A 13,470-nucleotide genomic window follows, 5' to 3' on the forward strand; every position below is an offset into this window, starting at 1 on the left:
CCTTCAGGGGCGGGGCAATTTTTGGTGAAGCGGGTTGCGCGAGACGTTCTGTCGCCGCAGCGACGGTGAGGGCGAGCTGACGACGGCGGGGCGGTCGGCGGTGGCGCGCGTCGAATCCTGCAACGCCATCGCGGCCTTGTCGGCGCGGCCGAGGTTGGGTGACGCCATCATCCGGCGAGCCGCACCGCTGCAGCTCGGGCAGTCGATCACGTCGGGTCGTGCGTTCATCGCAAACCGTCGTTCGGTGGTGCCGCAACCGGAGTCGCATCGAAACACGTACAGAACCAACGGCTTTCCTCACCATCTCCGGAACTGCGATCGAGTCATGAGCCACCCTACCCACGGATGGCACTGTGCGCGCGACACTTTGACAAAAAAATTTCCATCTGGAATTGATTGTGGGTGCGACTTTACGCCGGCCTCGATGTGCGCTAGAGAGAACGGGGTGACCGACCTGAGTTTCGCCGCCGCCACGACGGGCCTCGTGGTGATCGACCCGTACAACGACTTCATCTCCGACGGCGGCAAAGTGTGGGACCGATTGCAGGGCGTGGCGGAGGCCAACGGGTGTGTGCCCCACATGGTCCAGGTCCTCAGCGCCGCACGGGCGGCCGGCATCCGGGTGTTCTATGCCCTGCACCGCCGCTATCGTCCCGGCGACTACGAGACGTGGCAGCACGTCGCCCCGGTTCAGCGCGCGGCTTGGTCGCGTCGCACCTTCGAATACGGGACCTGGGGCGGCGAAATCCGCACCGAACTCGCCCCTGAGCCCGGTGACGTTGTTGCCCAAGAACATTGGTGCTCCAGCGGTTTCGCCAACACCGATCTGGACCTGCTGCTGAAGCGGCACGGTATCCATGAGCTGATCGTCATGGGCCTCATCGCCCACACCTGCGTGGAGGCCACCGTGCGCTTCGCCGCCGAACTCGGATATCAGGTGACGTTGGTCGACGACGCCACCGCCGACTACTCGGATGTCGAAATGCACGCTGCGTTGCGGGTCAATCTGCCCAACTACGCCACAGCCATCGTCAGCACCGACAACGTCGTCGGCGCACTTTCCGCGCTGCGCTGAAACTCTGGTGCCGAGTGGCCTTGTATCCGTAAGGATGTCCGTCATGGATCACATCACCTTCGTGCCGACCGTCGAGCAGATGAACTACACCTTCGGCGGCGCCGAACCCGTCATGCGGATCAAGCCCGGCACGGTGTTGACGCTGTGGGCCGAGGACGCCTTCGGTGGCCGTATCACCAGCGTCGACTCGGTGGCCACCGTCGCGCTGGACACCGAGGACCTCAATCCGCAGACCGGTCCGTTCTGGATCGAAGGCGCCGAGCCCGGTGACACCCTCGCGATCCATCTGGTCGATCTCACCCCGGCGCGCAGCTGGGGCGCGTCGACGCTGATCCCGTTCTTCGGCGGGCTGACGAGCATCCCGGTCAGCCCCACCCTGCAGGAGCCGTTGCCGGAGCGCACCTGGATCTACGAATACGACTCGGCCGCACGCACAGTGGGCTTCTCGGCCCGGGGCAGCGATTTCGAGGTGACCCTGCCCGCCAACCCCATGCTGGGCACCGTCGGGGTCGCCCCCGCGCGCCGCGAGGTCCGCAGTTCACTGGTGCCCGAAGCGTTCGGCGGCAACATGGACTCGCCGGACATGACCGCGGGCGCCACCTGCTATCTCCGGGTCAACGTCGAAGGCGCGCTGTTCTCCCTCGGCGACGGGCACTACCGCCAGGGCGAGGGCGAAGCGTGCGGCACCGCCGTCGAGGGCGCCATGAACATCACGGCCATCGTCGACCTCATCAAAGGTGGCGGCGGACCGGCCTGGCCGCGCCTGGAGACCGACACGCATCTGCTGGCGATCGGTTCCGGGCGCCCGCTGGAAGAGGCGTGGCGGGCCGGCCAGGTGGAGATGATCACGTGGTTGGGCGAGCTCTACGGCCTCGACCGGCTCGACGCCTACCAGCTTCTGACCCAGATCGCGCTCGCGCCGATCGCCAACGTCGTCGACGTGAACTACAGCTCGGCGACCAAGATCGACAAGCGGCTGCTGCCACCTGCGGCCGCCTACGGCGGAATCCATGCGGAGCTGCGCAGCGCCGCGCGGGCACTCGGGGCCATCTCCTACCCGTAGGGGGCTCACTAAACGACCGCTCAACGGGATAGGGTCGGCCGCAGCCCTGCCCGAATCCGACTCCAAGGTTTCTCTCCCGATGGCCGATCCCAGCAAATCCACGACGACTCACACCGGGGTCGCCCGTTGGATTCGCCGACTCGCCGTTCCGATCATCCTCGGGTGGATCGGCCTGGTCGTCGTGCTCAACATGACCGTGCCTCAGCTCGAGGCCGTCGCACAGATGCGGTCGGTCTCGATGAGTCCGGACGAGGCGCCGTCGGTGATCGCGATGAAACGCGTCGGTGTGGTCTTCGACGAGTTCCACTCCGACAGCTCGGCGATGATCGTGCTGGAGGGCGACAAGCCGCTCGGCGACGATGCGCACTACTTCTACAACGACATGGTCGCCAAGCTGAAGGCCGACACCAAACATGTCGAACACGTCCAGGACTTCTGGGGTGATCCGCTGACCAAGGCCGGCGCCCAGAGCAACGACCTCAGAGCCGCCTACGTCCAGGTCTATCTCGTCGGCAACATGGGCGAGACCATCGCCAACGAGTCGGTGGAGTCGGTCCAGAAGCTGGTCAAAGGGCTGTCCCCGCCGCCGGGGGTCCAGGTGTACGTGACCGGCCCGACGGCACTGGCCGCCGACCAGCAGATCTCCGCCGACCGCAGCGTCCAGATGATCGAGATGGTCACCTTCGTGGTGATTATCACGATGCTGCTGCTGGTCTACCGGTCGGTGATCACCGTGATCATCGTGCTCGCCATGGTGGTCCTGGAGTTGTCGGCCGCGCGCGGCGTGGTCGCGTTCCTCGGCTACCACAACCTGATCGGGCTGACGCCATTCGCCACCCAGCTGTTGGTCACCCTGGCGATCGCCGCCGCCACGGACTACGCGATCTTCCTCATCGGCCGCTATCAGGAGGCCCGGGGCAACGGCGAGGACCGGGAACAGGCGTACTACACGATGTTCCACGGCACCGCCCACGTGGTGCTCGGCTCCGGTATGACGATCGCGGGCGCGACGTTCTGTCTGCATTTCACCCGCTTGCCGTATTTCCAATCGCTGGGCATCCCGATGGCGGTCGGCATGGTGGTCGCGGTGTTCGCGGCACTGACCCTCGGACCGGCGCTGGTCACGGTCACGAGCCGGTTCGGACGCACGCTCGAGCCCCGGCGCGCCATGCGGATCCGGGGTTGGCGACGCTTGGGCGCTTTCGTCGTGCGGTGGCCGGGACCGGTTCTGCTCGGCACCATCCTGCTGTCGCTGGTCGGGTTGCTGACGCTGCCGGGCTACCGGACCAACTACAACGACCGCAATTACCTGCCTGCCGATCTGCCCGCCAACGCGGGATACGCCGCGGCCGAACGCCACTTCTCGCCGGCCAAGATGAATCCCGAGTTGCTGCTCATCGAAACCGACCATGACGTACGCAACTCGGCCGACTTCCTGGTGATCGACAAGATCGCCAAGGCCATCTTCCAGGTGCCCGGTATCGGCAGCGTGCAGGCCATCACGCGCCCGGACGGCAAACCGCTGAAGTTCAGCACGATTCCGGCCCAGATGAGCATGGGCGGAGTCATGCAGACGATGAACCGCAAGTACCTGACCGACCGCGCGAACGACATGCTGCTGCAGGCCGACGACATGCAGAAGACCGTCGACATCATGGATCGGATGATCACGCTCATGGAGGAGATGAGCGCGACGACGCACAGCATGGTCGGCAAGACCCACGACATGGTCACCGACGTCGCCGAATTGCGGGACAGCATCTCCGATTTCGACGACTTCCTGCGCCCCCTGCGCAATTACCTGTACTGGGAACCGCACTGCTACGACATCCCGGTGTGCTGGTCGCTGCGGTCGGTGTTCGACGGTCTCGACGGCGTCGACACGATGACGGCGGCCATTCAGGAGTTGCTGCCCGACATGGACCGACTCGACGCGCTCATGCCGCAGATGGCGGCGATGATGCAGCCGCAGATCGAGACCATGAAGCACACCAAGACCATGATGCTCACCATGTACCAGACCCAGAAGGGTCTGCAGGATCAGATGGCGGCCATGCAGGACGGCCAATCCGCCATGGGTGACGCGTTCAACGATTCGAAGAACGACGACACGTTCTACCTGCCGCCGGAGACGTTCAACAACAGCGACTTCAAACGCGGCATGAAGAGCTTCATCTCCCCCGACGGAAAAGCCGTGCGGTTCATGATCTCCCATGAGGGCGACCCGCTGACGGCCGACGGCATCAAGCTGATCGACGGGATCAAGCTGGCCGCCAAAGAAGCCATGAAGAACACGCCGTTCGAAGGGTCCAAGATCTATCTGGGTGGCACCGCCGCGACCTTCAAGGACATGCAGGAAGGCAACAACTACGACCTGATCATCGCCGGAATCTCGGCGCTGTCACTGATCTTCATCATCATGCTGCTCATCACTCGCAGCCTGGTGGCCGCGGCGGTGATCGTGGGGACGGTGCTGGTCTCGCTGGGCACGTCGTTCGGGTTGTCGGTCCTGGTGTGGCAGCACCTGATCGGGATCGAACTGCATTTCATGGTGATGGCGATGGCGGTCATCGTGCTGCTGGCCGTGGGCGCCGACTACAACCTGCTGCTCGTCGCGCGGCTCAAAGAGGAGCTACCGGCGGGCATCAACACCGGCATCATCCGCGCCATGGGTGGCAGCGGATCGGTGGTGACGGCTGCGGGCCTGGTGTTCGCGTTCACCATGATGTCGATGGTGGTCAGTGAGATGACCGTCGTCGCGCAGGTCGGTTCGACGATCGGCTTGGGCCTGCTGTTCGACACCCTGGTGATCCGATCGTTCATGACCCCGTCCATCGCGGCGTTGATGGGCCGCTGGTTCTGGTGGCCGCAAATGGTGCGGCAACGCCCGGCGCAGGGCGTGGTGGCGCGGGCGCTGGAACGCTCGAGCTCCTAGGAGTCACGCGATTGTGAAACGTCTGCGAAATCTGGCGCTGTTTTTCGCAGAGGATTCACGTTCGCGGTGAGTCTGCGACCGACGCCGCGATGAGGAGTTCGGCGGCGGCGTCGACCCGAGACCGGTCCTTGGTGACCAGCGCGTCCTGACACAGCCCACGCAGCCCGGAGACCACCAGAGTGGCACGCGCGCAAGCGTCATCGCCGGCGTAGCCGATGGTGCCCAGCGCCGCGGCGATCGGCCCGATCATCACCTCGACCGCTGTACGGGCGGACTCGCCGTAGGTCTCGGGGTCGGTGACCGCCAGGCTGAGGACCTGCAGGAGCAGCCGGACATTGCGGCGCTCGCCCCCGCGCGTCAGCTCACGCCACATTGTGCGCGCCGCGTCGGTGAACTGTTCCGCGGTGGTGACATCACTGAACATCTCCCCCAGCTGCGGACGGCTGGCGTCGAGGGCCTGGGTCAGCAACTCGGCGCGGTCGCCGAAGTAATACAGCAGCATCCGTTTGCTGGTGCCCAGCGCCTGCGCCATGGGTGCCAGCGACATGTCGCCGATGCCGTGTTGTTCGAGATAGGCGACCACCGCCTTCAGGAGCTCTTCGCGTTTGACGGGATCTGCGGTGCGGGCCACCTCTTGACTGTACCGATCGGTACGTTTATAGTCAATCTTGTATCGATCGGTACACATATCACGGATGGAGAAGATCATGACCGGCCTCAGAGTCGCCGTCATCGGCGCAGGCATCGGTGGACTGAGCGCCGCGCTCGCGCTGCGCGCCAACGGCATCGATGCGACCGTCTACGAACAGGCCCATGAACTCAAGGCGCTCGGCGCCGGGGTCGCCATCGCAACCAACGGATCGCGAGTTCTCAACCAGCTCGGCGTGGGCGATGCCCTGACGAAGGTCGCCGGCCCGGTGACGCACTACCGCTTTCGCACCTGGCGGGCCGAACCCATCGCGGGTGAACCGTCGACGCTGTCGTTCGGCGATCCGGCCCGCACCTGGTTTCTGCATCGCGGCGAATTCCAGCAGGTACTCGCCGACGCGCTGCCGTCTGACGCACTGCACCTCGGCCGGTCCTGCGTCGGCGCCACCGAGCACACCGACGGCGTGCGCGTCGAGTTCGCCGACGGCACAACGGTCGACGCCGATCTGGTCATCGGCGCCGACGGCATCCATTCGCGTCTACAAGGCCTGGTGACCGCGCCGGCCGAACCGGTCAGCGAGGGAATCATGGCCTACCGCGGGCTGATTCCCGCCGAACGGGTCGACACGATCGCCGACATGCGCGCCAGCTCCATGTGGCTGGGGCCCCGGCAGAGCTTCCTGGCCTACCCGGTTTCGGCGGGCCGGCTGCTCAACATCGTCGCCTTCGTGCCGACCAATCTCACCGTTGCCGAATCCTGGACCGCACCAGGCGATGTCGCCGAACTCGCCGAGGCTTACCGCGGTTGGGATCCCCAGGTGAGCGCCATCATCGACGCGATGGATTCGACCTTCCGGTGGGGCATCTACGATCGCGAACCCCTCGACCGCTGGTCTTCGGATCGCATCACCCTGCTGGGCGACAGCGCCCATGCGGTCACGCCACACCTCGGGCAGGGCGCCAACCAGGCCATCGAAGATGGCGTGACCTTGGCGGTGCTGCTACGTGGCACACAACCCGACGAATTGCCAGAGCGGTTGCGTCGCTACGAAAATCTGCGGATGAAGCGCACCGGCCAGGTTCGCGCGCAGGCTCGCGCTGCCGGGCGCATCTACCGGTCCACGGAGCTGGCGCCTCGCGCCCAGGCCGAGCAACTACAGGTGATCCTCGACAGCGTCGCGATCAACACCTACGACGCCCAGCAGGTGGCCGAGACCGCGCTGACCACCGCGTGAGCTGTCACTTGCGGACCAGCTCGAAGACTGGAATCACCCGATCGGTGCGCGCCTCGTAGTCGGCGAACCCCGGTGCTCGCTGCGTGACGATCTGGTAGATGCGGTCCCGCTCGTCGCGAGGAAGCTCACGCGCAGTGACAGCCGCGGGGGCGTCGGCACCGATCTCGACAGTGGCGTCCGGGTTGGCCCGAATATTGAAGGCCCAGGCGGGATCCCGGTCCCGGCCAGCTGACGATCCGACGATGTAGATGGCCCCGTCGATGTCGAAGTAGGCAACCGGATTGACCCGCTGCTCCCCACTCTTGGCGCCCGTGGAGGTGAGCAGCAACAAGGGAAATCCCTCGAACTGACCGCCGACCTTGCCGCCGTTGGCGCGGAACTCCTCGATGTTGCGCTCGTTGAAGTCGCGTTCGCCCTGATCCGTCATGGCTTCATCGTGGCACGTTTACGTGACTACCGGCCGAGAGCGGCGAGTTCCTGTTGGGTGACCAGACGTTCCTGCTCCTCGGGGTAGCGCCGGCTCATGATGGGACGACGGATCAGCAGGAGAGCGATCCGCGCGGTTCGCGTCTCGAACGTTCGGCTCATGTTCACGGTTTCACTCCATCCCTCTGATCGTCCGTCGAATACACGACGCGTAGGGCCGCCAGGTTCACCGGGAAGCGATCTCGCGCGCCCTTCGTGCACTCATATCACTCTGGAAACATTGGACTTCTTCTGTCACTTTTAGAACACGACTCAGTCACATCTCGCACCCTATGGCGCGCCTTAAGCCTTTCCGGTAGGCGACTGTGAGAAAGTGCCCCGCCCCACCGCACACCGTCGGCTGCCCGCACGCCAAAAACCGCGGCGCGCTGTTGCGCGCCGCGGTTCGTCAGCACTTCCAGACCGGCCCGGTTGGCCGCGGTTTCACCGAAAGCGTTACGGCAAAACGGTTTTCATCAGCATCACGTTGTACGCCGACCACAGCGACAAGTTGAAGTACAGCTCCTTGCCCGTCGACCACGGATGCAGGAACGGCGCATAGATGCCGCCCGGGAACTGCATCGAGGACACCAACATCTGCTCGGGGCTCCACGGCCCTTGTGGCGCAGGAGCCGTGCGTGCGACGACGTCGTTGGCGCCGTTGCAGTACAGCACCAGATACTGCTTGAGATAGGTGTTGTACTGGGCTGACATCTCCCCGACCGGACCCGGGATCACCGGGGTGGCCGCGGCAGGATTGCCGGGCACCCAGGAATTGCTGTCGCCGTTCCAGTACTCGTAGCGCCGCTGATCCGGCACGAAGCCCTGGGGAACCCGGGCGATGTAGGCCGATCCCCCGCGCCCGGACGGCGTGCCGAACATGTAGAGGTACGGGTCACCGGGCCCCGGCTTGAGGAAAGCGCCCATCTGGAAGTTCTCGTTGCCCGGCACGGCCGCGAGCCGCGGTACGGAGTCCCCCACCGTGCGGATGCTGCTGGGGTACACCCCCCAGTTCTCGCCGTTGTCCTGGGACACCGCGATGCCCGAGAAGTTGGTGTCCCAGAAGCCGTTGTCGCCCCACCGTTTGATGGACATGAAGTTCAGGTATTGGTTTCTGCCGACGGAGACCCCGGACGTCGGGATGATGCCCACCTCGGTCGGCGCCCATTTGATGCTGTTGATGATCTGCTTGGAAAGGCCCGGTGCCCACACCGGCGAGCCCGAATAACGGTTGGCCTTCACCGCATTGGGCACGGACACCGTATTCGACAGCGACCCATCCTGGCTCCGGAACAGGGTGTTGTAACGCCATTGCTGTCCGCGGACACTGCAGTAACCGTAGGTATCCCCGAAGGCCATCAGCACCTGATGCGCGCCGGGATCACCGTTGTCCCACATGATCCCGAGGTCTGTGCCGGAGATGGCGAACCGCTGGATGGTGTTGTTGGGACTGTCCGGACCGGTGACCCAACCCACCAGCGATGTGCCCGGCGCGGCAGGTGCCGGCGCAGCCTCCGGCGCCGGGGCCGGCGCCGCGTTGGGAACGGGCTGAGCCTGGGCGGGCGGAGCGGGGTTGTTCGGAACGACTGGGCGTGGCGGCGGTTCCACCGCCGCCTGCTGGCGCACCGGGGCGGAGTGCTGGCTCAACGGCGAGAGCGCGTTGAGCAACATCTTGGGCAGCTGGCCCAATCTGGGCAGCGGCGCACTGTCATTCGCACCGGCGGGCCGGTGACCTGTTGGCGGACGGTTGAGCCCGGGCAACGCCGGAGTGGCCACGGCGTTGGCGGGCGGCTGGGCAGCAGCGGCGGCTCCGGTGCACGGTTCGGCGCCCGCAGGAGGTGCGACGCCGATTGCGACGACAAGCCCCATAGCGGCCGCCGACGCCACCGACAGTGATGCGATTCGAGGACGCGGCGACATCTCACCCCTTCCAGAGGGCACGACGTCCCATTGACGTCACTAGCTGACTGATGTGACGATAGTGACCGAAGTGAAGGTTGCTGCTCCTGATGCATTGATAGGTATGCTTCTGTGACCGTGTCGCAACCGTCAGCGTCCGGGCCAAAGGCCTCCGGTGTGGTATTTCGATCCGCTCCCGGGCGCATGGCGAATTCGCGACAGGTGTGCGTATTGTGCTGCCCGCAAACAGGTTTCACCGCGCCAGAAAGCAGCTTCAGCGGGTTCTCAACAGGTGAACACCAATAAAATGTCGTTCAACTGGCGCGCGCACATCGTTCCGATGTGTCAGCATGTGTGCGTGGAGGCACGCCACGTTGTTGTTCTGATCGGCGCCGCGACAGCGGTGCCGACCATATTGTTCGGCGCACCAACGTTATCCGCGCAGGCGGCGAACTGCCCCGACGCCGAGGTGATCTTCGCCCGCGGAACCACGGAGGCTCCGGGCCTCGGTCCGACCGGCGAGGCATTCGTCAATTCCCTGCGGTCACGCGTGACTGGCAAAACTGTTGGCGTGTACGCGGTCGACTACCCCGCCACCATGGACTTCCCGACCGCTGTCGACGGCATCTCGGACGCACGCGCACACGTGCTGGCCACCGCGTCGAACTGTCCACGCACCAAGATGGTGATCGGCGGGTTCTCCCAAGGCGCAGCCATCGCCGGTTTTGTCACCGCCAGTGTGGTTCCCGACGGCGTTCACGCCACGGATGTGCCGACCCCGCTGCCGCCCGACATCTCCGATCACGTCGCGGCCGTGGCCCTCTTCGGCAAGCCGTCGACACGGTTCATGAAAGCCATCAGCGAGCCACCGATCGCCATCGGCCCGCTCTATGCGGCCAAGACCATCGACCTATGCGTCGACAATGACCTCGTCTGCGCATCCGACGGACGCAGCTTCTCCGCGCACAACCAGTACGAAGAAGCGGGCATGGTCGACAAGGGCGCGTCATTCGTCGCCAACCAGCTCCAGTCCAGCTGGGCCGCCGACGCCATCGCGAATCCGCCGGCGGCCGGTCCCGCACCCGGCCCGGTCCCGGCACCCGCCGCACCCGCGACCTTGACGCCGTTACCGGCCGCACCCGGGCCGTCGCAGCATCTTCCGGCGCCGGTCGCCGCACCGGGTCCGGCCCCAGCCGCGACGCCCTCCCCTCTACCGCCGGCACCGCGCCCGGCGCCCGTTGACCCGCTCACGTAAGGTATTTGCTCGGTCAACGACAACTACGTTGGCCGCCTGCCGTTTTCCCTCGTTTGCCCGGAGCGATGCCTTCCACGTTGCTACCGTGCGGCAAACGAGAGGAAACGGCCCATGCGTGTCACCCCGAACACCTGTGCTCTGGCGGCCCTCGCAGTCGCGGTCGGTCTCGCCGCGTCGGCATGTGCCGCGTCGTCGGATTCGGCGGCCCAGACAACGACTCCCGCGGCAAGCGTGGATCTGCCGTCGCTGATCCCGGCACCTGCTGACACACAGCAGACCAAGGGCCCGAATCAGATCGCCGACAACGGCATCCACATGTTCTACCAAGTCAACGGCGCACCCAACGACGTCCTCAACGCATACAAGTCGGCACTCGAGAGCAAGGGTTGGCAGGTGACCACCATCGTGACCTCGGCCGGCCGCAGCTCAGGTGGCGGCGCCACCTACACCGGAACCCACGGCGATGCGTACGGCGTGTTCGACGGCGGTGGATTCAACACCAGCACGTTCATCGATGTCTGCACGTGGCCGTCCAAGCCGGCAAACCCCAATTGCAGCCGCAGCGACCGGTAGGCACCGCGCCCGTTTTGCCCACCGATGCGGCCGCCGGCGACACCGGTGCGAGCGTCACTTGCGCCCAACAGGTTTGGAACTGACGAAACTGGCAATTCCTCCTCGCGACAGATTTTCCGTTGCTACCTAGAGGATCGGACTGACCATGATTGTGCTTGGCATCATCCTTCTGTTGATCGGCTACTTCACCGGGTTGTCGATCCTGTACACGATCGGCGGCATCCTCGTGGTGATCGGCGTCATCCTGTGGATCCTCGGCGCCGTCGGCCGCCCCGTCGGCGGTCGAAAAGTCTGGTATTAGATCCACCGGCCTACTCCGCCAGCAGCGGGATCACACCCCCTGCAAGCACGGCCATGACCTGGCGCTTCGACAGTCGATGAGTCAACGCGACGTCGATGCGCCGGGTTTGGTCGTGGGCCGTCAGCGGCGTGCCCGCCTGCAGCGCATCACGCACGCCGTCGATCCGCAGAACGTCGCCCTGCGCGATTTGGTCATAGTCACCGGGGTCTTCGAACTCAAGCGCGAGGATGCCGAAATTCGCCAGGTTTTGCCAGTGGATCCGGGCAAACGATTTGGCGATGACCACCCGCAGCCCCAGATATCGCGGAGTGATCGCGGCGTGCTCACGCGATGAGCCCTGACCGTAGTTCTCTCCACCCACGATCACATGCCCAGTGCCGGAGGCGATCTCAGCGGCCCGCGCGGGGTATGTCTCATCGACCTGGGTGAAGGTGAATTCGGCGAGTTTTGGAATGTTGGACCGAAACGGCAATGCCCTACCCGCCGGGGAGATTTCGTCGGTGGAGATGTTGTCGCCGACCTTCAACAGCACCGGCGCCTCGATGTGGTCGGGAATCGGATCGAAGTCGGGCAGGCCAGAGATGTTGGGTCCCTTGACCAACTCGACCTGCCGCGCTTCGGATTCGGGCAGCGGCGCCACCAGCATGGCGGTGTTCACCGACGCGTGGGCAGGCAGATTCAACTCCGGGTAGGCCAGACCGAGCTGGTCGGCCAGATTACGCGGGTCGGTGATCTGACCCGTCAACGCCGCGGCCGCCGCCGTCTCCGGTGAGCACAGCCATACGGCGTCCTCCCGAGTGCCGGAACGACCAGGGAAGTTGCGGGGCATGGTGCGCAACGAGTTTCGGCCCACCGCGGGCGCCTGCCCCATACCTATGCAGCCCATGCACCCTGATTGGTGGATCCGCGCCCCGGCGCGGATCAATTCAAACGTCGCTCCCATCTTGGTCAAGTCCTCCAGGATTTCGCGCGACGACGGGTTCACGTCAAAGCTCACCGCACTGTCGGTTTGGCGGCCGCCGACCATTGCGGCGACGATGGCGAAGTCTCGCAGCCCGGGGTTCGCCGACGATCCCACCACCACCTGGGCAACCGGTTCCCCGGCAACGTCGCGGACCGGCACCACATTGTCCGGTGACGTGGGCTTGGCGATCAGCGGCTCGAGCGCCGACAGGTCGATCTGTTCGGCGACGTCATAGCGCGCGCCCTCGTCGGCCAGCAACTCGGTGTAGTCGTCCTCCCGGTCCTCGGCGCGCAGGAACTCCCGGACCGCGGCGTCGGCGGGGAACACCGAGGTGGTGGCACCGAGCTCGGCGCCCATGTTGGCGATCACGTGGCGGTCCATCGCGCTCAGCGTGGCGACGCCCGGCCCGTGGTACTCGATGATCCGGTGCACCCCACCTTTGACTCCATGCCGGCGCAGCATCTCCAGGATGACGTCCTTGGCCGAACACCACTGCGGCAGTTCGCCGGTCAACTCGACACCCCAGATCTCGGGCATCCGGATGTAGAGCGGCCGACCGGCCATGGCAAGCGCCACCTCCAGCCCGCCGACGCCGATAGCCAGCATGCCCAACGCGCCACCGGCCGGCGTGTGCGAATCCGACCCGACCATGGTCACGCCCGGTTTGCCGAACCGCTGCATATGGGTCGGATGGGAGACGCCATTGCCGGGTTTGGAGAACCACACGCCGTACCGCCGACACGCGGACAACAGGAATTCGTGATCCTGCGCGTTCTTCTCGTCGGTCTGCAGCAAATTGTGGTCGATGTACTGGGCGCTGAGCTCGGTGCGCACGCGGTCCAGCCCGAGGGCTTCCAGCTCCTGCATCACCAAGGTGCCTGTGGCGTCCTGCGTTAGCGTCTGATCGATGTGCAACCCGATCTCCTCGCCGGGGCGCATCTGCCCGTCGACGAGGTGCGATCCGATCAATTTGTCTGCGAGGGTGTAGGGCCCTTCCTTACCGGGAAAATCAGTCGGCATCTCAACTCCTGCGAGGTAGCTGTCCGGCGCCGCCGGC

13 protein-coding genes are annotated in these 13,470 nt (G+C 65.3%); 7 read left to right on the forward strand and 6 right to left on the reverse strand.

Annotation, left to right across the window (positions count from 1 at the left end):
- Positions 1-3: 3 nt before the first annotated feature.
- Positions 4-228, reverse strand: coding sequence for a hypothetical protein (locus RMCB_RS36320; RefSeq protein ID WP_051243978.1), 225 nt, complete (start codon positions 226-228; stop codon positions 4-6).
- Positions 229-445: 217 nt separating this feature from the next.
- Here RMCB_RS36320 and RMCB_RS28200 point away from each other — a divergent pair, with 217 nt between their 5' ends.
- The 3 genes from RMCB_RS28200 (at position 446) to RMCB_RS28210 (ending at position 5,073) form a co-directional block, all read left to right on the forward strand.
- On the forward strand, positions 446-1,075 hold the full coding sequence (locus RMCB_RS28200) for a cysteine hydrolase family protein (protein ID WP_234792267.1): 630 nt from the start codon (positions 446-448) through the stop codon (positions 1,073-1,075).
- A 43-nt stretch (positions 1,076-1,118) separates the two neighbouring features.
- Positions 1,119-2,138 carry an acetamidase/formamidase family protein gene (locus RMCB_RS28205; protein WP_029370946.1) on the forward strand — a complete coding sequence of 340 codons (1,020 nt, stop codon included), beginning with the start codon at positions 1,119-1,121 and terminating at the stop codon, positions 2,136-2,138.
- A gap of 79 nt (positions 2,139-2,217) precedes the next feature.
- The gene (locus RMCB_RS28210; protein ID WP_029370947.1) at positions 2,218-5,073 is read left to right on the forward strand and encodes an MMPL/RND family transporter; all 2,856 of its coding nucleotides are present in this window, start codon (positions 2,218-2,220) and stop codon (positions 5,071-5,073) included.
- 55 nt (positions 5,074-5,128) lie between these two features.
- Here the strand turns inward: RMCB_RS28210 and RMCB_RS28215 are convergent, their stop codons facing one another.
- On the reverse strand, positions 5,129-5,704 hold the full coding sequence (locus tag RMCB_RS28215) for a TetR/AcrR family transcriptional regulator (protein ID WP_062831383.1): 576 nt from the start codon (positions 5,702-5,704) through the stop codon (positions 5,129-5,131).
- A gap of 76 nt (positions 5,705-5,780) precedes the next feature.
- Here RMCB_RS28215 and RMCB_RS28220 point away from each other — a divergent pair, with 76 nt between their 5' ends.
- A complete protein-coding gene (locus RMCB_RS28220) occupies positions 5,781-6,956 on the forward strand; it encodes an FAD-dependent monooxygenase (protein ID WP_062831400.1) in 1,176 nt (391 codons plus the stop codon).
- A 4-nt stretch (positions 6,957-6,960) separates the two neighbouring features.
- On the opposite strand, the gene RMCB_RS28225 is transcribed toward RMCB_RS28220, so the two are convergent.
- The 3 genes from RMCB_RS28225 to RMCB_RS28230 all read right to left on the reverse strand — a co-directional run bounded on the left by RMCB_RS28225 (position 6,961) and on the right by RMCB_RS28230 (position 9,341).
- Complete coding sequence (locus tag RMCB_RS28225; protein ID WP_062831384.1) at positions 6,961-7,383, reverse strand: nitroreductase family deazaflavin-dependent oxidoreductase; 423 nt, start codon at positions 7,381-7,383, stop codon at positions 6,961-6,963.
- A gap of 26 nt (positions 7,384-7,409) precedes the next feature.
- The gene (locus RMCB_RS36140) at positions 7,410-7,550 is read right to left on the reverse strand and encodes a hypothetical protein (RefSeq protein ID WP_165606339.1); all 141 of its coding nucleotides are present in this window, start codon (positions 7,548-7,550) and stop codon (positions 7,410-7,412) included.
- A 327-nt stretch (positions 7,551-7,877) separates the two neighbouring features.
- Complete coding sequence (locus RMCB_RS28230) at positions 7,878-9,341, reverse strand: glycoside hydrolase family 183 protein (protein ID WP_062831385.1); 1,464 nt, start codon at positions 9,339-9,341, stop codon at positions 7,878-7,880.
- Positions 9,342-9,678: 337 nt separating this feature from the next.
- Here RMCB_RS28230 and RMCB_RS28235 point away from each other — a divergent pair, with 337 nt between their 5' ends.
- The 3 genes from RMCB_RS28235 (at position 9,679) to RMCB_RS28245 (ending at position 11,449) form a co-directional block, all read left to right on the forward strand.
- The gene (locus RMCB_RS28235) at positions 9,679-10,575 is read left to right on the forward strand and encodes a cutinase family protein (RefSeq protein ID WP_072278562.1); all 897 of its coding nucleotides are present in this window, start codon (positions 9,679-9,681) and stop codon (positions 10,573-10,575) included.
- A gap of 111 nt (positions 10,576-10,686) precedes the next feature.
- Complete coding sequence (locus tag RMCB_RS28240; RefSeq protein ID WP_062831386.1) at positions 10,687-11,148, forward strand: hypothetical protein; 462 nt, start codon at positions 10,687-10,689, stop codon at positions 11,146-11,148.
- A 145-nt stretch (positions 11,149-11,293) separates the two neighbouring features.
- Positions 11,294-11,449, forward strand: coding sequence for a hypothetical protein (locus RMCB_RS28245; RefSeq protein WP_095533362.1), 156 nt, complete (start codon positions 11,294-11,296; stop codon positions 11,447-11,449).
- Between the two features lie 10 nt (positions 11,450-11,459).
- On the opposite strand, the gene RMCB_RS28250 is transcribed toward RMCB_RS28245, so the two are convergent.
- Positions 11,460-13,433 carry an aconitate hydratase gene (locus tag RMCB_RS28250; protein WP_062831387.1) on the reverse strand — a complete coding sequence of 658 codons (1,974 nt, stop codon included), beginning with the start codon at positions 13,431-13,433 and terminating at the stop codon, positions 11,460-11,462.
- Positions 13,434-13,470 lie beyond the last annotated feature (37 nt).

Origin of the sequence: Mycolicibacterium brisbanense (assembly GCF_001570425.1) — a bacterium.
Taxonomy (GTDB): domain Bacteria; phylum Actinomycetota; class Actinomycetes; order Mycobacteriales; family Mycobacteriaceae; genus Mycobacterium; species Mycobacterium brisbanense.